This window comes from Bacillus sp. es.036 (genome assembly GCF_002563635.1).
Lineage (GTDB): Bacteria > Bacillota > Bacilli > Bacillales > Guptibacillaceae > Guptibacillus.
In genome coordinates, this window is sequence record NZ_PDIZ01000001.1 from 3,115,589 (window position 1) to 3,138,925 (window position 23,337).

Sequence of the window (23,337 nt, forward strand, 5' to 3'; positions counted from 1 at the left end):
TCTGAATTTTGAATCGATAGAGTCCTAATCGCTACTTGTAAGGAGGAGTTTCGTGTTATTTCTAGATATTATTATCATCATCGTCTATTTCATGATCGTCATCGGAATAGGCGTCATTGGCTCTCGTAAAGCGAAAACGATCGAAGACTATGCGCTTGCTGGTCGTAATCTTGGTTTCTTTATGTATTTTGGCTGCTTATCAGCCGTCATTCTTGGAGGCGCATCTACGATTGGGACAACGAAGCTTGGATATGAATTTGGCGTATCCGGCATGTGGCTCGTCTTTATGCTTGGACTTGGAATTATGGGACTCGGGATCTTTTTTCTCATGAAGATCGCTGGTTTTAAAGTGCTCACCATTAGTGAGTTTCTCGGAAAACGTTTTGGAAATGAAGCCCGCCTTTTGAGCGCTTTAGTAGCTTCGATCTATGCCTTAATGGTTGCCGTTACGCAAGTTATCGGGATTGGAACCGTCATGAACGTACTGCTAGGTTGGAATCTCACAAGCTCCATGCTGCTTGGTGGTGGGATTGTCCTATTCTATACGATACTTGGTGGGATGTGGTCGGTTACGATGACGGATATTGTCCAGTTTGTCATCATGACAATTGGCGTGTTTTTCATCATGCTTCCTTTGAGTCTATCGAAAGCAGGGGGTTGGAGTTCTTTAACGCAACAGCTCCCAGACAGTTACTTTTCGTTCACAGGAATTGGCGGTAGTCAGGTATTTCAATATTTTCTTCTTTTCTGCCTCGGTATGATCGTTGCACAGGATATTTGGCAGCGGATCTTTACAGCCAGAACGAACAAAACTGCTCGTCTCGGCACAATTATCGCAGGCGTCTACAGCCTCCTATATGGACTGGCTGTTAGCATTATCGGTATGTGCGCATTTATCGTGCTTCCGAATTTAGGAGATTCACAGAATGCCTTTGCCAGTATGGCGATCGAAACCGTACCAACCGGTGTACTTGGTCTTGTTCTTGCAGGCGTTATCGCTGCCCTCATGTCCACGGCTTCAGGGACACTTCTGGCTTCATCAACATTGCTCTCAAACGACATTGTGAAGCGTTATTTCATCAAAGAAGCAAGTGAAAAGCAAAGTCTCATCATCTCTCGTTTGACTACAACAATTATTGGTGCCATTACAATTATTTTCGCTATATGGATTCAAGACGTTCTTGTTGCACTTGATGTCGCATACGCCATTTTATCTGGAGCGATCTTTGTACCCATTCTACTCGGTTTCTTTTGGAAAAAAGCAACGTCAAAAGCGGCGTTTTACTCAATCATCAGTAGCATTCTCGTTATTACCGGCGGTCTTGCGATCGAAGGGCTTCACTCAACGAATCCGATTATGTATGGCATATTGACCAGCTTCATTGTAATGATCGGCGTATCACTTATAACAGAAAATGATGCTACTGAAATGACAGACACGATTCAAGAAAGGAGCCATATTTCATGACGAATCAGCACCTCTACATTAATGGCGCCTGGCAGCAAGGTGAAGGATATGAGCGTGAACTCATTAACCCAGCAACAGCAGAAACGATGATGAAGATAAAAGAAGCTTCCCGGGAGCAGGCATCCACCTCAGTCGATGCAGCTCGAACTGCATTTAACGAAAGTGACTGGGCAACGAATTCAAAAATACGCGTGATCGCTCTGCATAAACTAGCAGATTTGCTAGAACAGAATGAAAAAGAGTTTGCAGCTGCGGAAACAGAGAATACCGGGAAGCCTATTCGTGAAGCAACGCTAGATATCGGTGACTCCGTCGCCTGTCTACGTTACTACGCGAATCTGATTGCTGAGCGAGAACCGGCCACAATCGAGATGTCGAATGGAACGACTAGTAAAATCATTGATGAACCGATCGGGGTTTGTGCTCTCATTGTTCCATGGAACTTCCCTCTTCTTCTCGGCATGTGGAAGATCGCTCCGGCACTCGCTGCTGGTAATACTGTTGTGTTTAAACCTTCTGAACTGACACCAGTCACGGCTATCAAGCTAGCAGACTTAATTCATCAGTGTGGATTCCCTCCGGGTGTTTTCAACCTCGTCCCAGGTGCAGGCGATCCTGTTGGCGAAACGCTTGTCGCGCATCCCGAAGTAGATAAAGTTTCGTTCACAGGCGGTTCAGAAACCGGAAAGCATATTAACCAGCAGTGTGCCAAGGATCTGAAGCGTGTCTCACTTGAACTTGGTGGCAAATCACCACTCATTATTTTAGAAGATGCGGACCTTGAGTCTGCAGTTGAATGGACAATCTTCGGTGGGTTCTTTAACCAGGGAGAAGTGTGTGTGGCTTCGTCTCGTATTCTTGTTCATGAGTCTATCTATGAAGCTTTTATAGACAAACTTGTCAATGTGTCATCTCGAATAAAAATCGGTGACCCCACGCTGGAGGAAACGGAAATGGGTCCTCTGGTTAGCAGAACTCACCTTCAGAAAGTAAAGAGTTACATCGATCTAGGCAAGGAAGAAGGAGCCTCCATTCACTCTGGTGGCAAGTATCCTGCTGATAAGGGCTTTTATCAATCCCCTGTTATTTTTACGAATGTTCACCAAGAGATGCGAATTGTTCAAGATGAGATATTTGGACCTGTTATTACGGTTCAACCTTTTCGAGATCAGAAGGAAGCTGTTCAACAAGCGAACGGTACGAAATATGGTCTTGCGGCAGGTGTTCTTTCAACGAATATTTCTGAAGCAGAACAAGTGGCATCGCAACTAAAAGCAGGTACGATTTGGATCAACTCCTATCACACACCGTATGTAGAAGCGCCATGGGGAGGGTATAAAGAAAGCGGTATTGGTCGTGAACTTGGACCACATGGTCTTGCCGGTTTTACTGAAGTGAAGCACGTAAACACCTCTCAACAGCTCCAAAAAGCTGGCTGGTACACGCATTGAGCTCCCCCTGGTAGGAGCTCAGTGCATCAATAATTTTCGGAATATTGAAAACAAAAATAGGGGGAAATAACATGAGTCAACTTACTGAACGCTTAGGTAATGACACGATTAGCCCGACCCCAAAGGACAAGCGAAGCATGAATTTCTTCTCAACATTTGCTCTCTGGCTTGCAGCGAATGTCGTCATTACGTCCGTTATGACAAGCATGATGTTCGTACCTGATATTTCAATTGAAAAAGCCATGCTCGCCATTCTAATTGGCTCAGCAATTGGGGCAATTCCACTGGCTCTAACAGGTAACATTGGAACACGAACTGGACTTCCAACGATGGTCATGACAAGAGCGGCTTTTGGTCAAAAAGGCGCCATTCTTCCCGCACTCGTAAACACGATCGTCCTTATTGGTTGGAGTTGGATTCAGGCCTATATGGCCGGTCTTTCTCTTAACTACGCCATCAGTTACACAACTGGCTACAGCAACATCAATTTATTTGTCATTCTTACTGAAATTCTTGTTGTGGCGATTACGATTTACGGTCACCGCGGTGTGGAAAGCATTGAGAAATGGGTCTCTGTTGCCATGCTCATCCTATCTGCCCTTGTGTTCTATAAGCTATTTACGACTTACAGCGTTTCTTCGCTTATTGAATTGAAGGTCAGTGAAAATCCTGCAATATCGGGTATTATTGCTTTTGATATCGTTGTTGCGACAGCCTTCTCCTGGATGTCGAGCGTCTGCGACTTTAATCGCCATAGCAAATCAGAAAAAAGCGGCATGCTTGGCACCTATCTCGGCTATATCGTTGCCTCTCTTATTGCAATGGGACTAGGAGCCGTTGTCAGCGGATTTAGTATTCTAAATAACATGGAGCAAACCTACGACCCAACGGTTCTTCTTTCCGCTTACGGATTTGGATTCATCGCTTCAATCGTCGTCTTTTTCTCTGTTCTATCCACGAATGTGATGGCACTATACAGCGCAACGATGTCATTTATGAACGTCTTCCCGAAGTCAGGATTTTGGAAACCCGTTCTTGCACTAGGAATCGTTTGTACGCTTGGGGCACTATTAAAAGAAGCGTTAATGGTGAACTTTTTTAACTTTATTCTCTTGATTGCAACGCTATTTATACCCGTTTTTGCGATCGTACTTGTCGACTATTTTCTTGTTAAAAAAGCGTACTATGATGCAGAAGATGTGGCATTCGACCATAAAGGACTCTATCGATATCAGCGTGGTGTAAACATTGTTGCTGTCGTGACTTATGTGGCTGGAGCTCTTTTCGCTTATTACTTCACCTACGTTCAACCGTTATCTATAGGAGCAACAATCCTTACCTTTGTATTGTCTGGTGGCTGTTACTTTGGTTTAATGGCAGCAACAAAACAACTCGGTGTAAAAAAAGCAACAACCGAAGAAATTGACGTAAAATTGGAGGCATAAAAAGTGAGACATACCATTTCCGCTGTCCAGGGAAGTTTTCAAAACGGGGCGGTCGCTACAAATCTCTCAAAAATGGAAACCATTGTTGAAAGTGTCCTCAAGAAGGAGCCTGACACAAAACTGGTTACTTTTCCGGAGTTGTGTACGACAGGGTACTTTTTGTCTGAAGGCATCAAAGACCTAGCAGAAAAAGCGGACGGACCGATTTTTCAAGCTATGAAAACGATGGCTGTATCAAACCTTGTTTCGATCGTATACGGCTACGTTGAGACTGACAATGAGGGAAACATCTATAATTCCATCCAATACATTGATGCAAACGGAAAAAACACCGCAAATTATAGAAAAATACACCTCACTCCGCTGGAGAGAGGTGTATTCATAGCCGGTTCAGAGCCAGTTACTGTTGAAACAGATTTCGGGACGGTCGGACTAATGATCTGCTGGGACCTGGCTTTCCCAGAGCTAGCTCGAATGCTTACGTTAAATGGGGCCGATATTTTACTTGTCCCATCTGCGTGGGAAGAACCTTACGATGCTCCATTCCTTCAGTTTAGCGGAGCCCGTGCGCTCGACAACTCAGTCTATCTGATAGCTTCTAACCATACTGGCAAATCAGAAGATCTCACCTTTTTCGGCAAGTCTTCCATCTTTTCTCCAGACGGTCATCTTATAGCAAAAGCAGAGAAACAGTATGATATGATTACGGCAACCATTGATTTCGACTGGCGGAACGAAATAAAACAATCATTCTTCTCGATGTTAGAAGAACGAAGAACCGATATTTACAGCTAAGGAGGCTATCTTTTGAATTTCAAACAAATTATCGATCTATCCATTCCTATTACATCGGCAACACCAATTTATCCTGGCGATCCAAAGCCAGATATCCATCCCGCTGCAGAGCTAGATAAAGACGGCTACCAGGTGACGCAGCTTAACATTGGTTCACATACAGGCACACATGTGGATGCTCCCTTTCACTTTCAAAAAGAAGGAGAGCGAATTGATCAATCAAACTTAACGAAATTTATGGCTCCAGGACTCGTGATTGATGTGACGGGAAAAGAACCTGGAGAAGAAATTACAATGTCAGACGTGCAGGACCAAATCGAACAAGTTATTCCAGGCACCATCGTGTTATTTCACACAGGTTGGTCAAAGTATGCAGAATCAGAGCTATACTTCAGGCATCCCTACCTATCTGTGGATATCATCAACGACTTGCTTGAAAAAGGTGTAACTACATTTTTCATAGATGCATTGAACGTCGATACACCAGATGGATCAGCCTTTCCAGTTCATGAAGCCATCACGTCGGTAAATGGCATCATTGGGGAAAACTTCTGCAACTTTGAAAAGATCGATTTTGAAAACCCTCTCATTATTGCACTACCGCTAAAGCTGGAAGGATTGGATGGATCTCCGGTTAGAGCAGTTGCCGTGGAGGTTGTATAGGGGTAAACCTTCTTCACCACCTCATTTCTTTTTTTAGTCAATGATCTATCAGTAAAGAGCCCTCCTCTCTCAAAGAGCGGGCTCTTTTCCCTTTCGACAAATAATTACAGGGATCGGACGGTGACAGGCACCGTGCCCAACCGCGCTACTTATGATCCTACCTGATCCACCTCTTTCACTGCTGCTTCACCTTTCATAGCTGACTCATTATTTTTCGTAAAGAAACTAACTACAAGTAAACTCACCAAAGATAATCCAATTCCAAATACAACATATGGAATGGTTGTGTTCATTGCGTGTGCAATACCCGTTCCAAGTAACCCCATAATCATACTTGCCATTCCGCCTTGAACGGTTAGAAAGGCTTTATTACGTAGGAGATAACCTACAAAAATTGGTACCAATAAAGCACCTGCAGAGTAAGCGTATGTAGCAACAAGCCAATTCAGCGTTCCAGAGAATTGCGTTGCCATAACATAAGCAACTGCGATTACGGCAACTGAGAGCCATCTTGAAAGTGATAATAATTTCTTTTCGCCAACTTCAGGGTTAATGTAACCCTGGTAAAAATCTCGGGTTAAATTGACAACGACCGATTGAACGCCACTGTTCACTGTCGACATAATCGTAGCAATGATAAATCCTGCATACAAAGCTAGAAACCACGTTGGCACTTGTTGCAAAAACCACCCCGCAGCTTGTTCAGGATTAGCTAACCCGGGATTCATTGAATAAATCGACATTCCCGTTATAGCCGCCCACACCTCGACAAGCAAAATAATAACGGCAGTAGATAACAGCGATATCCGTATATTTTTCAAGTTTTTCGACGCATAAATGCGCTGATAATACATTTGGTTTGTCAGTGTTCCAGGTAAAATAGCGAGCGTCCAGAGGACGATTGTGACACTTCCGACGGCACCAAGTCCACCAGGGAAAGACCAAGAAGCTTCTGGTACGTTCGCTACCACTTCTCCCATTCCCCCCGCCATATTGATGACAAGGAAAACGGATATAACCGTCATGATCAGCATGCCCACACCAAAAACAAAATCTGTCCAAGCGATAGAAGTTAATCCTGAAGGGAGGATGTAAATGAGACTTAGTATGGCCAACACGAACATTAACAAGGAAGGTGAGACGCCTGTAATGTTGCCTAACAAACTCCCAAATGCAACAAGCTGCGTAGCTACCCAACCAAACGGCACGATAATCGTCATAATAACGGTCAGACCACTTAATAAAGGGTGTGCACCAAAGATCTTTTTAATCACATCGGGTAGAGTGGTAAACCCCTGTTCACGAAGCCAACCTGAAATCAACACAAGAATCAGTAAACCCATTCCAAGAATTAATCCATAAGTGATGGTTGACCAACCTGAAGCATAACCGATTCCTACATGAGCAACGAGCATCCCACCACCCATTGCTGTAGCAAATTGCGTTCCGATCACTACATAGACTGGAAGTGATCGTCCCCCAACGGCCCACTCTTCATTACTTCCCCCGTGTTTTCTACCAATATACAAGGCAAAAGTTCCAGAAATCAGGATTACCAACAAACTACTAATCGTGATTGGAATTAATGGATTCATTATCCTCACCCTCTCTGTTTTTTATTTTGATAATTGATAGTTCATCCCAGTTTCCATAAAGAAGTTAACCGAGTCTACGTCCATGCCGTCAAGGCCCAGCTTCCTCAACGTACGCGCATGTACAAATGCTTCACTTCCAACTAATGATTCAACTAAATGAATAATCGCATCCATCATCGGCGTTTGAACCCCAGCTATTTTGCCTAATTCCCTCATCGGAATGAGTCCCATTGGCACATCTTCTAAAAAATAGCGGTTTGTTAAGGAAGAGGCACCTGTGATTGTGTCATACGCTTTGTTGCTCTGTACCATTTCAGAAAGCGTTTCTCCTTTAACATCATAGAACTTTTTCAAACTTTCTTTTGTGGTAGGTATCGTTAATCCATAAGCTGATCCAATCTCAACTCGTTCACGATCTAATTTTTCAAGTACAGCCTCTACAGATGAAGTGATTCCCTCTTTATAATGCAAAAATGGTTTTGTGGTCGCAATATGAGTCAAACTAAATAGAGACGGCGCCGGATGAAGAACAGCGTTAATATTACCAAGGCTAATCTCTAAAACGTTCTTTCCAACGGTCCATTCTGGAAAAATGGGACGCAACAATTCGTAAGCGCTTTCAGATTGGTTGGATGGGATAGCGGAAAAAGGCAATTCCTTCTTAATCCCATAGATGGACACATAACCAGGACGATTTAAGCGGCAAGCAAACAGTAACGATTGTGTCTCTACGATGGTAACCTGAGCAGTGCAGTTTTGATCTTGAAAAATTTTATGGAATTCTAAAGCTCCTCCAGTCGAGCCTGGATTAAGAATAACGATTTGATCTTCTCTTAAATAAGGTGCAATGTTGCTCGCAATGATCCGATGCGCATTTGAAGGTGTGACAACCATAATAATATCAGAACACTGCACTAACTCTTCTAAATTCCCCGTTGCTTTCTCAATAGGAAAAAAACCTTCAATTTCTCCATCTGCCTGAATGCCACCCTGATCATTAATTTTCTCAATGACACTCTCATCAATATCGTACATGTATACTGACTGGCCCTTCTTCCCTAAATAAGCGGCAAATGCATGTCCACCATTCCCAGCACCTATAATACCAAACCGTTTACTCATTCTAAAACCTCCAGTTAAATGTTTTAATATCCTATTGTCCTACATTTTATCACAACTATTTTAAAAATAAAGTGTTTTCTGAAATTTAATAAATCATACTATCACGCAGTGCAGTCTCATCTGATTAACGTTATAATTAATGTAGGATATTTAACCATTAGAGGTGAGAGAATGTTTAAACCCGTTGTCAAAAACACGCTTTATCGTGAAGTCGTTGATCAATTACTAGATGAAATAAAAAAAGGAACCTGGGGGCCAGGTGAGAAATTCCCAGGAGAAATGGAGCTTTCTTCTCAATTTGAGGTCGGTCGAAATTCCATTCGAGAAGCGTTGAAAGCTCTTCAGTTAATGGGACTCATTGAATCTTATCCAGGGCGCGGAACCTTTGTAACAAAAGAAGCTTCGAGAAAAATTCAAAACACGGAATTAGTAAGTCTACTAAGCGATGACAATACGTCTTATATTGATTTATTAGAAGTTCGAATGGGCATTGAAGTACAAGCAGCAGCACTCGCTGCTGAACGAACCGACCAAAATGGAGCTGCCAAACTGGAAGAAAGCTTAAATCAGTTAAAAGAAAAAATGACCACCAACCAGGATTACTCCATAGAAGGATTTAATTTTCACATGTGTATCGCTGAATTATCGCAAAACCCTTTCATGATCAAATTCTTTCAAACCATCGCCGATGAGCTTATGGCCCAACGAAACCCTCAATTCCAAAATAAAATCGATAAAAAAAGAAGCCTAAATGACCACACCAAAATTTATAAGGCGATTCAAGCAAACAACCCTGCCAAAGCAAGAGATGCTATGTATGAACACTTTGCTCATGCTATGGATGATCTTAAGCAAATCCAAAACATTTCGCTAGAAAACAGAGAAGATCAATAATAATTTCATCACCCTCCCTAATTCAGAATGAACCAAAAACAGAGCCCTTCTCTCTTAGAGAGCGGGCTCTGTTTCCATTCGACAAATAGTTACACAGATCGGGCGGTGACAGGCACCATTAACCGCCGCCTTAAAACAAATCAAACTCCTCAGCGACCTCTGCCATTTGATGCGGCATTGTTTCATCATTCAGTACGTTCTTTGCGTTCTTAAACCGAGTTGGATTCACTTTACGAATCGGTGTTGTTTTACCCGCTGTTTCAGTTAATCCCTTACTTGTTTCATAACCAACATAGGGAGGGTATCTCACTTCGCCGCCCTCTACACTAGCTGGTTTACCCACTTTTGATCCATTCCCTCTTAATTGATTGGTAAGATCAATGGTCGCCCCTGTCCCTTTCATAATCGCTTGTTTGGCGCCCGTTCTCGCTCTTGAGGAGAAAGTGAGTAACAGAATCGCTGCTATTACTACACTCCAACCACTTGTTAGCTTTTTCCACATATAGATTACCCTCCCGACAAGTTTCCTTACTATTGATCTAGTATGGGACAAGAAACGTAAAGTTATTCAATCTCCTACTCCTCCATCCGTTTAAGAGGAGAATTGCCAATGGTGCCTGTTCTTCGAATCGTAACCTCTACAGTGACGTCTACTGGCATATCTTTAAATTGTCGATCCCAATTCTTTTCAACTGTTTTCCAATAAGCTGGACTCGACCGGTGAATCGCCTTTCCGAATCCAAAAACATCAGACTTATACTCCCCTTGCGTAACGGCTAATGCATCGTGGATCTTACCCTCAATATCTTTTTCCGTTTTCTTTTCTAGTTCAGAAATGGTTTTCTTTTTCGATAAATCAAGCTGCCGACATTCAACGTCAGAAACCTTCCCTTCTACTTGAACTTTGATTGTTCCGTAAGGTTGATCATTGATCGCCTTTGCTTTTAATTCGGCGTCTGTACCAATTAATTCAATCCCCGCTTTTCCGCCATTCTCACATGGCACAACAACAATTGTGCTTTTCACTCGATTCTGGGCATAGTGAACACCTTTGCTCTCAGGATCATTTAACCAACCTATCAGCTTGTCTTCTTTAAAAACTGCGGTTCCATGATACTGTAGCTGTGTTTGAGGCTTAATATGAGCAACGTTTTCTTTATTTTCACCCGTCGAGATTTTTCCTTTCACTTCAACCCCAGTTAACATCGCCTCCATTCCTCCCTCCATTAAATGCGCTGAGAGCTGATCGAGCGTTACTGTTAAGGTTGGTGCCCAATTTTTTTCAGACGTTTCTAACGCCGCATATAGTTTATTAGCCGGTATATCTTCAAGTGAAGTTAACACTTGAAGCGTGTCACCAGCCTTCACATCTCTGGACACGACGATATAAAAATCATTGCGAATCTCCGGGTCTCGTGACAACAAATCAATGACATCTCCAATGCCTTCTTTCGCAAGTTCTTCTCCAATCACTAGGATACGTAAATGCGATCCATAGATTCTTCTTGGTGCAATGGTTGTCAATCTTCTAGCTGCCTCTAGTAAGGTGCCGGCACTTTCTTGATAGACTGTTACTGGTGTTGTGATGCCTGGCTGTTCAATTTCGCCTGGATTCACAACTTGCGCAGTGACAAGATAATCGTCGTCAACTTTATCAATTCCATAAGCGACTGCAATCGCTAACTCATTTAATTCATACGCATCCCAACAGCCACTAAGTAGAAAAAGAATCAAACTCCCACTAATGATTTTATAAAGGGTTCTTTTCATTTAATTTCTCCTCATAAGCTTGCTTTAAAGATTATCTTCTTCTAAAAGGGTTTTTTCCATTCATTTCATGGTTTGCCTGAATAAAATGAACACGGAAGTTGAAAAATAGAGCGAAGAGAGCAATCGAGGAGTTTTTCACAATGAGATATGCACGTAAATTAACAGATATGAAGAAAAAGAGATCGAACACACAAGAAAAGCCTGAGCAGCCAAATAAATTGTCGATTAGCCTTAAAGAAAACATAAAAGAAGTCAATAAAACGTTAGGGGAAAGCACTGATATTGTGATTCGAGAGATTGTCGCAGGAACTGATAGTACCATTTCTCTCGGCATTATCTATACTGAAGGCTTGGCTGATAAAAACTTCGTGCAGGACTTTATCATCAAACCTTTGATGCTTACGATTAGAGAGACTGAGATTTCCGATCAGGGTAATTTAGACTCAATGACTATTTTGAAAAATTTCGCTCTTGCAAATGGGGAAATAAACGAAATCGACGACTTTGATTCACTTTATCAACACATTCTCTCTGGCGACACAGTTCTCATTTTAGAAGGGTATACAAAAGGATTTTCGATTGGATCAAAAGGGTGGGAAGATCGAGGAATAAACGAACCTTCTTCACAAACGGTTATTCGTGGTCCTAAAGATGGTTTTTCTGAAACACTTCGCACAAATACAGCACTGGTGCGTCGTAAAATCAAGGATCCAAATCTTTGGATCGAAACAAAACCAATTGGAAAAAAGACAAGAACGGATGTCGCACTCATTTATTTAAATGGGGTAGCCGATGATAAAATCGTCGAAGAAGTTCGGCACCGCTTAAAGCAAATTGACATCGATGCCATTCTGGAAAGTGGGTATATTGAAGAACTCATTCAAGAAAAGGCTTATTCCCCCTTTCCTACAATCTTTAATACCGAGCGTCCTGATACACTAGCTGCTGGAATATTAGAGGGACGTATTGCGCTTATTATTGATGGCACACCGTTCGCTCTCCTGGTACCCGCGGTTTTTGTGCAGTTTTTTCAATCGAGCGAAGATTATTATCAGCGTTTCGACGTTAGCTTTCTTATTCGAATGCTACGCTACCTTTCCTTTTTCCTTGCTTTAATTACACCATCTGCCTATATTGCAGTAACCACTTTTCATCAAGAAATGTTACCTACCCAGCTTCTCATTAGTCTCGCCGCTCAAAGAGAAGGAACGCCATTTCCAGCATTAGTTGAAGCTCTCTTAATGGAGCTAACCTTTGAAATTTTACGTGAAGCTGGCGTAAGGATGCCGCGAGCGGTTGGCTCTGCAATCTCAATTGTTGGTGCGCTTGTACTTGGACAAGCAGCCGTGGAAGCCGGAATCGTCTCATCCGCAATGATTATCGTTGTTTCCATAACGGCCATCAGTAATTTCGTTATGCCTGCGATTAATATGGCGATTTCGATACGAATGCTGCGCTTTCCACTCATGTTTCTAGCTGCAACTTTCGGGCTATTCGGTATGATTATTGGCATAATCGCCATTATCCTTCACTTATGTAGCCTTCGTTCATTCGGCGTGCCTTATATGTCTCCAATGGCACCATTCAAGTTAAAAGACCAAAAAGATGTCATTTTTCGTACGCCCATTTCTCGGATGTTTACGCGCCCTACCTTTCTAAAACCTAAAGACAAAGTTCGGGAAAAGCAGCCTAATCCTGAATCAAATTAAGTAAGCTACTATTTGGTAAGGAGAGATAAAATGTGGCCGATCATCGGTATTTGCATCTCCATCGTGGCGATCGTATTGTTCGAACGCCCTCTATTAAAAAAACACAAGAAGGATACGTACATATTTTCGATTCTTCTTTTCATGGCATTCGGGTTATCGATTGCTCAGAGCCTCGACTATCATCTCCCAACACCATTCGACTTCATTACGTTTCTTTATAAACCAGTGCAATTTCTTTTTCAATAATCAATGAAGGGCGGGAATCCAATGGAACCTCCAAAAATATCATCCACGCAATTCACGATTATTGTGATTCTATTTACGATCGGAAGTTCCATTCTAATCATCCCTTCAGGTCTAGCCGAAGCATCCGAACAAGATGCATGGATCTCAGGTATCGTAGGGCTAGCTGGTGGACTTCTCGTCATCATCTTGTTTAATGTTCTCGGCAAACAGGATCCCTCGTTAACATTACTTGAAAATTGTGAAGTCATTTTAGGAAAAGTGCTCGGAAAAGGGCTTTCATTCGTCTTTATTAGCTTCTTTTTTCTTCTTGCTGCTACTGTAGTCTGGGATTTAGTAAACTTCTTAACAACTCATATTTTAATCAAATCCCCTATCGAAGTCATTAGCATTCTTTTCATCAGTCTCGTTATTTTTGCAACGCGTCTTGGTCTTGAAACTGTCGTTCGATGCGGAGAAATTTTCTTCCCCTGGGTCATCGGGCTATTTTGTCTTTGGATCCTTTTCGCTTTACCGGATGCTAAATTCACAAATTTATTACCAATTATGGAAGATGGTCTAAGGCCCATTTGGAAAGGAGCCACCCTTTCAATGAGCATTCCTTATTTGCAGCTCCTTGTCTTCTTAATGATTTATCCTGCGGTTCATACAAAAAAAACAGGAAAAAGCCTATTTATTGGCACACTAATCGGAGGACTTTTCTTAATTACAATCATCATTGCCTGCTTGCTCGTTCTTGGGGTGAACGGAACCATTATTCAATCGCATCCAAGTTACATTCTTGGAAAAAAAATCAGTTTCGGCAACTTTATCCAACGAATTGAAGTCATTGTTGCGATTATTTGGATGCTGACGATTTTCTTTAAACTGGTTGTTATTTTCTATGCCACAACGATAGGATTTGCACAGGTACTTGGTGTGAGAGATTACCGCATCCTTACCTTTCCACTCGGCATCATCCTGCTCGTTCTGTCATTAATCGTCTTTCCGAACGATACATATGCGAATGAATTTGCAACAACCTCCTGGATTCCTTATTCCTTTACAATCTGTATCATACTTCCACTCTTGTTAATCCTTATCGCCAAAATTAGAAATAAAGCACATAAAGCGTAAGGAAGGAGGATCATCATGGAAACTGTGAAATTATCATCCAAACAATTATTTTCCATAATGGTGTTATTTGAACTCGGGAGTTCAGTTGTCGTGGGTCTTGGGATGGAAGCGGAACAAGATGCCTGGATTACCATTTTATTAGGGATGTGCGGAGGATTTATCTTATTTTTTGTATACGCTTCGTTATTTAAACGTTATCCAGACCTCCCCTTATCAGAGTACGCACAAAAGATTCTCGGGAAATGGCCTGGGAAAATCATCGCTGTGCTTTATAGCCTATATTTTATTTATATTGGAGCAAGAGTCCTAAGAGACTTTGGGGAATTAATTGTCACCTCCACATTGAGCGAAACCCCCTTATTTGTGATAAACCTTCTGATTAGCGGAGTAATCCTTTATGGAGCATTGCTAGGTGTTGAAGTGATTGGACGATCTTCAGAAATTTTCTTCGTTATCGTGATGTTTTTAGGCGTTATCTTTATTGGGTTAATCTTACTATCAAACTTGTTTCACATCGAAAATCTACAACCTGTTCTTGAAAATGGATGGCGCCCTGTTTTCCAAACGGCTTTTCCATTAGTTCTCACGTTTCCATTTGGCGAAATGGTTGTGTTCACGATGTTTCTACCCTTTTTACCCAAAAAGAAAGAGGGTCAAAAAACGGGCATGTATGCCATTCTTCTAAGCGGCATCATTCTTACTGTTACCATTATCTTTCAAATTGGTGTAATGGGCGCCTATCAAGCAAAAACTTCTACTTTTCCATTATTAGAGACCATTGGCAGAATAAACATTCAAGACATTATTCAACGTCTTGACCCCATCGCGATTCTGATTCTGATGATTGGCGGATTTATCAAAATCATAATTTTCTTATTTGGATCAGCCATCAGTCTTTCCACAGCCTTTTCTATAAAAAGTTGGAAGACGCTAACGGTCATCATTACGTGCGCCGCGCTCATTACCTCCATTCTAATAGAACGAAACTACCTGGAGCATATCCAGATCGGATTAAATGTGGTTCCATATTATGTTCATCCTCCCTTTCAAATTGGGATTCCCCTTCTTCTTTTTCTAGTGATGCACTATAAAAAATGGCGGGCACAAGAATGAATAACTGGAATTGCAAAAAGCCTCCTATCCTAACGAGATAGAAGGCTTTAAACAGGCTATTTCACCAGGTCGATTATCAGATTCTAGCTCTTCGTTCGAGCTTGGATTTCATCCTTACAAAATGCCTTTCCAGACGTTTGTTCACTTCTTCATGCTTCTCAAGTGCTACGGAGTGGCCCGCTTTCCCAACAACTTCACAGCGTCCATTCTCGGCTTTCTTCGCAATGTTTTCAGAAAGCTCAATCGAATAAGCGTGATCCTGTTCTCCTGCAATCGCCAGGACGGGTACCGTGACGCCTTCTAATTCTTCAAGGACGCTCTTTCGGTGGATAACCTGGTGAGCCGCATCTCCGATTGAAGGCTCAAGCTTCTTCATGTAATCACGCCAGACGTTTCGTTCCCTTTCGAACGTCATTGAACCAAGGGAGGCATCACCAAACATGATGTACATCAATGTATCGATTACTTCTTCCGCCCCGTTCTTCTGAAGCTGAGTAACGAGCGGTTGGAACTCTTCTTTCTTGTACTCTGCTTCCCCAGAGCTTCCAAGTACCACGCACGAATGGAGAAGATCTGGCCTTCGAGCCGCAAGCCGAAGCGCAATAAAGCCTCCCATCGAATTTCCGATAAAATGACACTTCTCAATACCAAGTCCTTCAATCAACGCCGCTGCATCATTTGTAAGCGTATCTATATTAAGGTTTTCTAAAGAAGACCGACCGCTATTCCCCTGACCGCGGTGATCATAACAAATCACTCGATAATCTTTTGAAAAGTGTTCCACCTGATGTTGAAACATATCCGAATTAAAAAACAGCGAATGACTAAAAACCAAAACCGGTGCATCCTTTGGACCATAATCTTCATAATAGAGCGGTGTTTCGTTCACTTCAATAAACGACACGGGTAACCCTCTCCTTTAATATGAATTTTGATATGGTATGACTCTACAAAGTTCGCTACCAGTTTGCAAATCCCTCTTTTGAAATGAACCGCGCTCAAAATATTCGTATATGAGCAAACTATTCGACAAATAGTTCCAAATATCGGGCGGTGACAGGCACTCGCGAACTCGCGAACTAATTGCAAACTCCCGACCAAAGACACAATTCTCCCAAATCTCATTGACCTCCCTTCCATAAAAAGGTACCTTTGATATGACACTAATTCTCACAGTCGTTTAATTTGTATCATACAAGGAGGCAACCGTATGGCAATTTATTCAGAACGAGAAACGTGGAATACGAAGCAAATGCTTACCCACCAATTAGAAGGCTTAAAACGCACCGTGACAAACGCCTATCACAACGTCCCTTTCTATCATGAAGCTTTTAAAGACGTACATATCACTCCTGATGAGATCCAGTCACTTGACGACCTGCCCCGCCTTCCTTTCACCCAAAAACAACACTTAAGAGAGAACTACCCCTTCAATATGCTCGCATGCCCCATGGAAGACATCATTCGTATTCATGCTTCATCTGGAACGAGTGGAAAACCAACTGTGGTCGCTTACACAAAGAATGACATTGAACATTGGGCAGACATCGTCGCAAGGTCAATCGCACTCGCAGGCGGACAAAAGGGTGATATTCTTCATAACGCCTATGGTTATGGTCTTTTTACAGGAGGACTAGGACTCCATGGCGGATCTGAAAAGCTCGGCTGTGCGACGGTTCCTATTTCAGGTGGTAACACCGCCAATCAAATCACCCTCATCCAAGATTTCAAACCTAAGATCATATGCTCTACGCCTTCTTATCTCCTAAATATAGGTGAAGCGATGATGCTCCAAGGGATTGACCCAGGCACTACTTCTTTAAAATATGCCATACTCGGTGCCGAACCTTGGTCCGAAGAAATGAGGTTCCAAATCGAAAAATTGTTCCAGCTTAAAGCATCTGATATTTATGGGCTAAGTGAGGTAATGGGACCTGGTATCGCGATGGAATGCGTGGAATGTCAGGACGGCCTCCACATTGCAGATGATCATTTTCTAGTTGAGGTGATTGACCCCGATACCCTCGAAAACGTAGATGACGGACAATATGGCGAACTTGTTTTCACTAGTCTTACGAAAGAAGCCCTCCCAACGATCCGCTATCGCACAGGTGACATCGCCTCCATTACAAGAGAAAGGTGTCTCTGCGGGAGGACAACAACAAGAATGAGTCGAGTAAAAGGACGAATTGATGACATGCTCATTATTCGTGGCGTCAATGTGTTCCCTTCTGAGATTGAACGATATATTTGTGACCTAGAAGAACTTGTACCTCATTATCAAATTCACCTGCAGAAAAAAGGACACCTGGATCATGTGACGTTGCACGTCGAGGTATGTGAAGAATTCTATGGAGGATTGCCGGATAAAGAGGACTTCACACATCCCCTGGCCATCGACCTCACGAATCGTATTCGCAGAACACTAAAAATGAAAGCGCTTATATCTGTAGAGGTGAACTTGAAACCACCAAAATCCATCCCTCGTTCTGAAGGAAAAGCAAAGCGCATTGTTGACCAACGAACTTCTGTGTCACCTCACTTCACTCTCTAGAAAAAAAACACCCAAAAAAAAGGCTGACGATTAATCTCGCCAGCCTGTTCGACATTTATTGACATATACCGGGTGGTGACAGGCACCACGCATACGAACCACGCATACCACGCCTCACGCATTACTTAATCGCTCGTTCAACTCCTACCTCAACCACCCGCTTCGTTTCGTTCGCTTCCAACGCAGCTAATATCACCTGCAACGACTTCATCCCTTCTTCCCCGCTAACGGCTGGAATGGTATCGTTCATCAGACATTCCACAAATTTCTCGATCACGTGAGTTGATTGCTGTCCGCCTGCTTCATTCGTTTGGATTTTCTGAAGTTCATATTTTACCACGTCACCATTCTTATACTGAACAACCAGTGAATGTTGCGGATCATCTTCTAGACGAAGCACCGCATTCTCCCCATAGATCACGGTTGAGTTATCACCCCCAGAGACGTAAGACCAGCTTGCAGTCAAGGTCCCGATTACTCCATTTTCCGTCTTAAGAATACAGACCGCGTTATCATCCAAATCTGTGTTTTCCTTCGCATTCGTTTCTACAAACGCGCCTACCTCAACAATTTCTCCCAGTAAGTAGCGCATGAGATCTGACTTATGTACACCAAGGTCTCCCATCGCACCAATAAACGCTCGCTCTTTATCAAAGAACCAGCTTCCCGCTCCATCAATACTCCACTGCTCTGGACCTGGATGACCAAATGTTGTGCGGAAGCTGTAGATCTTCCCAACCTCACCACTTTCAATTAACTCCTTCGCTTTTACGTGTGAGGCAACGAATCGCTGATTATGTGCAATCATCAGCTTCTTGCCGTTTACTTCAGCTGCCCAATTCATCGCTTCCGCCTCCTCACGCGAAGTGGCCATCGGCTTTTCACAGAGAACGTGTTTTCCAGCATTTAATGCCGCAATAGAGACAGGCGCGTGCAATGCGTTCGGTAAACACACACTTACTGCATCAATCGCTTCATCCTCAAGTAAAGAATGATAATCCGTATAAGCTGTACCACCATATAAACTCACCATTTCATCTGCTCGTTCCTTCACCACGTCACAAACCGCAACAATTTCCACATTCTTCTCCGCATTGTACTCTGGCAAATGACGACGCCTCGCAATACTTCCACATCCGATAACCGCTACTTTCAACTTTTTCATTTTCTCATTCCCTTCCACGTCTTTTTAAGATAAAATCTCACTCGGCAGCGCTTCAGGTTGTTTGCATGTACTTGTCATCTCATAACGCACACCCTTCCCTGAAGACTCATGAATGCCATGCATGATTTCAAGAACATGATAAGCGAGCTCGCCACTTGCCCTCGGTTCACGTCCAGAGTGTAAAGCGTCCACCATATCCAACACACCAATACCACGGCTATTTTCAAGAGATCCGTGGGTGAAAGCAACTTCCGCCCATTCCGTCTCACCAGGTTTTCGCAAAAGCACCGGCCCGCCAAACGTATTCGGATCTGGTACACTCAGCGAGCCATTTGTTCCATAGATTTCTAGAAAAGGGGTTTTCGATCCCCATACGTCAAAGCTCGTAATCATTGTGCCAATGGCACCATTTTCAAAATCAAGAATTCCCGCAACATGCGTTGGCGTTTCAACGTTTATTTTCTGGCCGTACTTCGGTTCGCTTGTAATTGTCCGTTCAGGTGACGTGATCCGCGCTGAGCCTGTTAAGCGATGAACTGGTCCAATTAAATTGATTAGCGCCGTTAAATAATAAGGGCCCATATCAAACATCGGACCTGCACCTGCACGATAGAAAAATTCCGGGTCAGGATGCCAACTTTCCGGCCCATGTCCCATCATAAAGGCCGTTGCAGCAACAGGTTCACCAATCGCACCGTCCTCAATCAGCTTCTTGCATGTCTGAAGTCCACCACCGAGAAACGTATCCGGCGCCACACCGACGAAAAGGCCCTTTTCCTTCGCTTTAGCTAACACCTTCGCCCCATCCTCAAGCGTAATCGCGAGCGGTTTTTCTGAATACACATGCTTTCCTGCTTCTAATACTCGTAGACTTACTTCCGCATGTGCTTCCGGTATGGTTAAATTTAGCACGAGATCAATGGCTTCAGTTTCCAAAAGTTCATCCACGCTTAGAACATGAGGAATGCTATATTTCTCTGCTTTTTCCACTGCTTTAACATGGTTCAAATCGGCCACTGCAACGACTTCGAGACTTTCCATCTCACGAAGATTCGTTAAATAAATATCGCTAATATTGCCACAACCAATGACACCTATGTGAATCTTTTTCATTCTCTCTCACTCCTTAACTAGTTCGCTAAAACCTATTATCCTTTAACAGCACCGCCTGTTAGTCCCTTCACCACTTTTTCTTGCGAGAACAGATATACGACGAGCATTGGTAGACTAGCAAGTGTTAATGCCGCCATTAAACCAGGCACATTAACTGAGAACTCCCCGTAGAAATCTTGTAATCCAAGTGGAAGTGTCATATTTTCAGGACTCGAAATGAGGACTAGCGCAAAGATAAATTCGTTCCAAAGATGGATAAAGTTATAAATAAAAACCGTCATGAGGGCGGGGGTTAACATCGGAAGAATAATGCGCCAGAAGATACCGAAATGAGAGCATCCATCGATCTTCGCTGCTTCTTCCAATGACTTCGGAATTTCCTGCATAAACTGCGTTAAAATAAAAATAGAAATGGGTAGACTGAAGGCAATGTACGGACCAAGCAACGCTAGTAATGAATCATATAACCCCATATTTTGAGAGAGTTTGAAGATTGGAATCAGCGTCGCATGAATCGGAAGCATCATTCCCGAGATGAAGAGGAGAAAGAGGCCACGATTAAAACGAAAATTCATTCTGCTTAATGGATAGCTTGCAAGCGCTGCAATCAACATCACAGCCACGACTGCTGCTACCGACACCATAATACTGTTCAAGAAATAACGCGTTAAGCCCATCTGAAAAACGTCCGCGTAGTTTCCCCATTCAATCGATGTAAAAATGGCAAACGGTCTCTCAAAGAATGTGCTCTGATCTTTTAACGAAGTCGAAATCATATAAACAAACGGATAGCCGGTGAATACGAGTAGCACCAAACCGATTAAATATAAAGGCACCTTTCTGAGTGATTGGACCATTAGAAAGCTCCTTTCTTCTTGCGATTATAATCAACAACTTGGATCAGGATTGTAACGACGAGCGCGATCAAAAACATAATAAACGCAATCGCACTTGCATAGCCCATATTAAAGTTGATAAAAGCCTGTTTGAACATGTAAGTTCCCATTAACTCCGTCGCATGGTTTGGTCCACCGCCGGTCATAATGTAGAAGATATCGAATGCTTTCAATGAACCTACTATCGCCAGGATGGATGAACTAACAATGGTCGGCATAAGTAGCGGCAAAGTAATATGAAAAAACTTCTGCCACGAATTCGCTCCATCAATTTCCGCAGATTCATAGAGTTCTTCTCCAATCCCAACCATAGCGGCTTTGAAAAGAATCATATAGAAAGGCGAGAATTGCCAGACAACAACGAGTAGAATCGCAATTAAGGCCGTATTTTCATCACTCAGCCATGCCACATTCTCAAATCCAAGAAAATTAATAAGCTGATTAATAATGCCGTTAATCGGGTCGAACATATAAACCCACAGCAAACCGATCGCTACCGTCGACATCAAGAACGGGAGGAAATACACACTGCTAAATAGCCGAATTCCTCGAATTGGTGCAAATAACATTAAAGCCATGATCATCCCAAGTGGAATTTGAACAAAAACAGATGTAATGATTACCCATGCATTGTTCGTAAGTGAGGTCCAAAAAATTGCATCGTGAAATAATTGGACATAATTATCAAGACCAATGAACGTCTTATCACTTGTGCCATCCCAACTGTAAAAGCTATAGCTCAAGGTAGATAGAATCGGGTAGACGACATAGACCAAGTAAACAATTAGCGCTGGTGCAGTGAACAGACTTATCGTGACCGCTTTCCTCATATTCTTCTTCTTTACTTGACGGACAGCCGTCGTCTCGCTGCTTCTCGTCACCTCAACTGTTTCCATGCTTCATGTTCTCCCTTCTGTAGATAAGAAAGAGGGGAGCCCCCTCTTTCACTTATTCAAGCAGCTCTTCCGCCTTTGCTTCCATTTTGTTAGCAGCTTCTTCTGGCGTCATCGATAGGCCGAATAGTGCCTGAGTTGTATCTTTATGAAGTTCTGCAAGCTCTGGAGGAAGCGTTTGATCATAAGGCATTTGAATATGGGAGGCATTTTGCGCGACATCATAGAACTGTTTAACAAATTCATCCTCTGGCACAACATCCTTCACGGCAGCAAGCGTTCCTGTACGATCCGTGAATTTCTGTGCTGCTTCTTTACTAGTTAGCGCCTGAATAAATTCAGCAGCTAAATCAGGATTTTTAGATTCTTTTGCTACTGACCAAACAGGCCCTGTAGCTCCACCGACCTGTGTTTCATTTCCTTCCCCACCAGCAATTGTTGGGAACACAAAGAAACCAAGTTGATCTTCGAACTGCGGCGCTTCTTCTCTGACGTTATTTAGAAAAGAAATCGTCATATCCATCATAGCAGCCTGACCAGAATACATGAGCTGACGACCGCGACCTTCATCATAAGGAATACCATTAAAGCCCTCGTTAAAAGCATCCATTTTGACGAGTTCTTGAATGTATTCGCCCGCTTCCACATAAGCTGGATCATCAAACCCGCGTCCCTCTCGATTGAATGCGCTTTCAAATAAGTCAGGACCACCAATACGACTGGCAAAGTTCATTAAATAATACGCTCCCGGCCACTTTGTTTTATTCGTTAAAGCAAGCGGTGTAACGTCATTTTCTTTCAATGTCTTGATAATTTCAGTAAATTCTTCATATGTTTTTGGTTCCTCAAGATTATACTTTTCAAAGATTTCTTTGTTATAAAAAATCACATCCAGTGATAACCCTAGGGGAACACCATACACCTTGTCATCGAAAGTTCCATTATTTAACGCCATTTCTAAGTAATGATCTTGATCCACATTTTCTGTAATATCTTGCACATTTCCTTGATCAACGAAATGCTTCAACCAACCGCCACCCCAGCTCTGGAATACGTCCGGCGGGTTGCCCCCTGACATTGAAACAGCCAGTTTTTGTTTATACGCATCATTAGGCGTTTGAAGCAACTTTACCTTTACGCCATCATGATCTTCTTCAAACTGTTTCGCGACTTCCTGAAAAAGTTTTTCCCGTTCACCTGTTTCAATGTGCCAAACCTCAATGACTTTCTCATCTCCACTATCCGCATTTCCTGAAGCACCTTGATTTCCCCCACACGCGGCTAACAGCAACAACACCATAACCGATAATAAAGCCGTTACTTTCTTCATGC

21 protein-coding genes are annotated in these 23,337 nt (G+C 42.7%); 11 read left to right on the forward strand and 10 right to left on the reverse strand.

Annotated features, from left to right (window positions below):
* The first annotated feature begins 52 nt into the window (after positions 1-52).
* The 5 genes from ATG70_RS15715 (at position 53) to ATG70_RS15735 (ending at position 5,822) form a co-directional block, all read left to right on the forward strand.
* Positions 53-1,468, forward strand: coding sequence for a sodium:solute symporter (locus ATG70_RS15715; protein ID WP_306472716.1), 1,416 nt, complete (start codon positions 53-55; stop codon positions 1,466-1,468).
* Positions 1,465-2,919 (forward strand): aldehyde dehydrogenase family protein, encoded by a 1,455-nt coding sequence (locus ATG70_RS15720; protein WP_098445198.1) that lies wholly within the window; start codon positions 1,465-1,467, stop codon positions 2,917-2,919. Before ATG70_RS15715 ends, ATG70_RS15720 begins: the two co-directional genes overlap by 4 nt.
* A gap of 71 nt (positions 2,920-2,990) precedes the next feature.
* Positions 2,991-4,364 (forward strand): purine-cytosine permease family protein, encoded by a 1,374-nt coding sequence (locus ATG70_RS15725; protein ID WP_098445199.1) that lies wholly within the window; start codon positions 2,991-2,993, stop codon positions 4,362-4,364.
* 3 nt (positions 4,365-4,367) lie between these two features.
* Complete coding sequence (locus ATG70_RS15730) at positions 4,368-5,159, forward strand: carbon-nitrogen hydrolase family protein (protein ID WP_098445200.1); 792 nt, start codon at positions 4,368-4,370, stop codon at positions 5,157-5,159.
* 12 nt (positions 5,160-5,171) lie between these two features.
* On the forward strand, positions 5,172-5,822 hold the full coding sequence (locus ATG70_RS15735; protein WP_098445201.1) for a cyclase family protein: 651 nt from the start codon (positions 5,172-5,174) through the stop codon (positions 5,820-5,822).
* Between the two features lie 149 nt (positions 5,823-5,971).
* On the opposite strand, the gene ATG70_RS15740 is transcribed toward ATG70_RS15735, so the two are convergent.
* Both ATG70_RS15740 and ATG70_RS15745 read right to left on the reverse strand, forming a co-directional pair.
* Positions 5,972-7,417, reverse strand: coding sequence for a sodium:solute symporter family protein (locus tag ATG70_RS15740; protein WP_098445202.1), 1,446 nt, complete (start codon positions 7,415-7,417; stop codon positions 5,972-5,974).
* 21 nt (positions 7,418-7,438) lie between these two features.
* Positions 7,439-8,539, reverse strand: coding sequence for an NAD/NADP-dependent octopine/nopaline dehydrogenase family protein (locus ATG70_RS15745; RefSeq protein ID WP_098445203.1), 1,101 nt, complete (start codon positions 8,537-8,539; stop codon positions 7,439-7,441).
* 171 nt (positions 8,540-8,710) lie between these two features.
* Between ATG70_RS15745 and ATG70_RS15750 the strand changes: the two genes are divergently transcribed.
* Positions 8,711-9,433 carry a FadR/GntR family transcriptional regulator gene (locus ATG70_RS15750; RefSeq protein ID WP_098445204.1) on the forward strand — a complete coding sequence of 241 codons (723 nt, stop codon included), beginning with the start codon at positions 8,711-8,713 and terminating at the stop codon, positions 9,431-9,433.
* Positions 9,434-9,563: 130 nt separating this feature from the next.
* Here ATG70_RS15750 and ATG70_RS15755 read toward each other — a convergent pair whose 3' ends face one another.
* Together ATG70_RS15755 and ATG70_RS15760 are read right to left on the reverse strand one after the other, a co-directional pair.
* Complete coding sequence (locus ATG70_RS15755; protein WP_098445205.1) at positions 9,564-9,935, reverse strand: hypothetical protein; 372 nt, start codon at positions 9,933-9,935, stop codon at positions 9,564-9,566.
* 74 nt (positions 9,936-10,009) lie between these two features.
* Positions 10,010-11,203 (reverse strand): Ger(x)C family spore germination protein, encoded by a 1,194-nt coding sequence (locus tag ATG70_RS15760; RefSeq protein WP_098445206.1) that lies wholly within the window; start codon positions 11,201-11,203, stop codon positions 10,010-10,012.
* 140 nt (positions 11,204-11,343) lie between these two features.
* Here ATG70_RS15760 and ATG70_RS15765 point away from each other — a divergent pair, with 140 nt between their 5' ends.
* The 4 genes from ATG70_RS15765 to ATG70_RS15780 are packed head-to-tail and all read left to right on the forward strand — an operon-like array spanning position 11,344 to position 15,384.
* Entirely contained in the window at positions 11,344-12,912 is a 1,569-nt protein-coding gene (locus ATG70_RS15765; protein WP_098445207.1) for a spore germination protein, read from the forward strand.
* 30 nt (positions 12,913-12,942) lie between these two features.
* Positions 12,943-13,158 (forward strand): hypothetical protein, encoded by a 216-nt coding sequence (locus ATG70_RS15770; protein WP_098445208.1) that lies wholly within the window; start codon positions 12,943-12,945, stop codon positions 13,156-13,158.
* 21 nt (positions 13,159-13,179) lie between these two features.
* Positions 13,180-14,271, forward strand: a complete 1,092-nt coding sequence (locus ATG70_RS15775) for a GerAB/ArcD/ProY family transporter (RefSeq protein WP_179886300.1) — start codon at positions 13,180-13,182, stop codon at positions 14,269-14,271.
* Between the two features lie 15 nt (positions 14,272-14,286).
* A complete protein-coding gene (locus tag ATG70_RS15780; protein WP_098445210.1) occupies positions 14,287-15,384 on the forward strand; it encodes a GerAB/ArcD/ProY family transporter in 1,098 nt (365 codons plus the stop codon).
* A gap of 76 nt (positions 15,385-15,460) precedes the next feature.
* Here ATG70_RS15780 and ATG70_RS15785 read toward each other — a convergent pair whose 3' ends face one another.
* Positions 15,461-16,288 carry an alpha/beta fold hydrolase gene (locus ATG70_RS15785; protein WP_098445211.1) on the reverse strand — a complete coding sequence of 276 codons (828 nt, stop codon included), beginning with the start codon at positions 16,286-16,288 and terminating at the stop codon, positions 15,461-15,463.
* A 306-nt stretch (positions 16,289-16,594) separates the two neighbouring features.
* Between ATG70_RS15785 and ATG70_RS15790 the strand changes: the two genes are divergently transcribed.
* Positions 16,595-17,938: an AMP-binding protein gene (locus tag ATG70_RS15790; protein ID WP_098445212.1), complete on the forward strand. Its 1,344-nt coding sequence runs from the start codon at positions 16,595-16,597 to the stop codon at positions 17,936-17,938.
* Between the two features lie 121 nt (positions 17,939-18,059).
* Here ATG70_RS15790 and ATG70_RS15795 read toward each other — a convergent pair whose 3' ends face one another.
* The 5 genes from ATG70_RS15795 to ATG70_RS15815 are packed head-to-tail and all read right to left on the reverse strand — an operon-like array spanning position 18,060 to position 23,335.
* Positions 18,060-19,103, reverse strand: a complete 1,044-nt coding sequence (locus tag ATG70_RS15795; RefSeq protein ID WP_098445213.1) for a Gfo/Idh/MocA family protein — start codon at positions 19,101-19,103, stop codon at positions 18,060-18,062.
* 24 nt (positions 19,104-19,127) lie between these two features.
* The gene (locus tag ATG70_RS15800; RefSeq protein ID WP_098445214.1) at positions 19,128-20,216 is read right to left on the reverse strand and encodes a Gfo/Idh/MocA family protein; all 1,089 of its coding nucleotides are present in this window, start codon (positions 20,214-20,216) and stop codon (positions 19,128-19,130) included.
* 35 nt (positions 20,217-20,251) lie between these two features.
* Positions 20,252-21,073, reverse strand: coding sequence for a carbohydrate ABC transporter permease (locus ATG70_RS15805; RefSeq protein WP_098445215.1), 822 nt, complete (start codon positions 21,071-21,073; stop codon positions 20,252-20,254).
* A complete protein-coding gene (locus tag ATG70_RS15810; RefSeq protein WP_098445216.1) occupies positions 21,073-22,008 on the reverse strand; it encodes a carbohydrate ABC transporter permease in 936 nt (311 codons plus the stop codon). The genes ATG70_RS15805 and ATG70_RS15810 overlap by 1 nt, the downstream gene beginning before the upstream one ends.
* 52 nt (positions 22,009-22,060) lie before the next feature.
* Positions 22,061-23,335, reverse strand: coding sequence for an extracellular solute-binding protein (locus tag ATG70_RS15815; RefSeq protein ID WP_098445217.1), 1,275 nt, complete (start codon positions 23,333-23,335; stop codon positions 22,061-22,063).
* Positions 23,336-23,337: the final 2 nt, after the last annotated feature.

Bases quoted from the DNA above. Each gene is read 5' to 3' on its own strand.
- ATG70_RS15720 (WP_098445198.1), top strand. From the start codon at position 1,465: ATGACGAATCAGCACCTCTACATTAATGGCGCCTGGCAGCAAGGTGAA.
- ATG70_RS15725 (WP_098445199.1), top strand. From the start codon at position 2,991: ATGAGTCAACTTACTGAACGCTTAGGTAATGACACGATTAGCCCGACC.
- ATG70_RS15740 (WP_098445202.1), bottom strand. From the start codon at position 7,417: ATGAATCCATTAATTCCAATCACGATTAGTAGTTTGTTGGTAATCCTG.
- ATG70_RS15745 (WP_098445203.1), bottom strand. From the start codon at position 8,539: ATGAGTAAACGGTTTGGTATTATAGGTGCTGGGAATGGTGGACATGCA.
- ATG70_RS15750 (WP_098445204.1), top strand. From the start codon at position 8,711: ATGTTTAAACCCGTTGTCAAAAACACGCTTTATCGTGAAGTCGTTGAT.
- ATG70_RS15755 (WP_098445205.1), bottom strand. From the start codon at position 9,935: ATGTGGAAAAAGCTAACAAGTGGTTGGAGTGTAGTAATAGCAGCGATT.
- ATG70_RS15760 (WP_098445206.1), bottom strand. From the start codon at position 11,203: ATGAAAAGAACCCTTTATAAAATCATTAGTGGGAGTTTGATTCTTTTT.
- ATG70_RS15765 (WP_098445207.1), top strand. From the start codon at position 11,344: ATGAGATATGCACGTAAATTAACAGATATGAAGAAAAAGAGATCGAAC.
- ATG70_RS15770 (WP_098445208.1), top strand. From the start codon at position 12,943: ATGTGGCCGATCATCGGTATTTGCATCTCCATCGTGGCGATCGTATTG.
- ATG70_RS15775 (WP_179886300.1), top strand. From the start codon at position 13,180: ATGGAACCTCCAAAAATATCATCCACGCAATTCACGATTATTGTGATT.
- ATG70_RS15780 (WP_098445210.1), top strand. From the start codon at position 14,287: ATGGAAACTGTGAAATTATCATCCAAACAATTATTTTCCATAATGGTG.
- ATG70_RS15790 (WP_098445212.1), top strand. From the start codon at position 16,595: ATGGCAATTTATTCAGAACGAGAAACGTGGAATACGAAGCAAATGCTT.
- ATG70_RS15795 (WP_098445213.1), bottom strand. From the start codon at position 19,103: ATGAAAAAGTTGAAAGTAGCGGTTATCGGATGTGGAAGTATTGCGAGG.
- ATG70_RS15800 (WP_098445214.1), bottom strand. From the start codon at position 20,216: ATGAAAAAGATTCACATAGGTGTCATTGGTTGTGGCAATATTAGCGAT.
- ATG70_RS15805 (WP_098445215.1), bottom strand. From the start codon at position 21,073: ATGGTCCAATCACTCAGAAAGGTGCCTTTATATTTAATCGGTTTGGTG.
- ATG70_RS15810 (WP_098445216.1), bottom strand. From the start codon at position 22,008: ATGGAAACAGTTGAGGTGACGAGAAGCAGCGAGACGACGGCTGTCCGT.
- ATG70_RS15815 (WP_098445217.1), bottom strand. From the start codon at position 23,335: ATGAAGAAAGTAACGGCTTTATTATCGGTTATGGTGTTGTTGCTGTTA.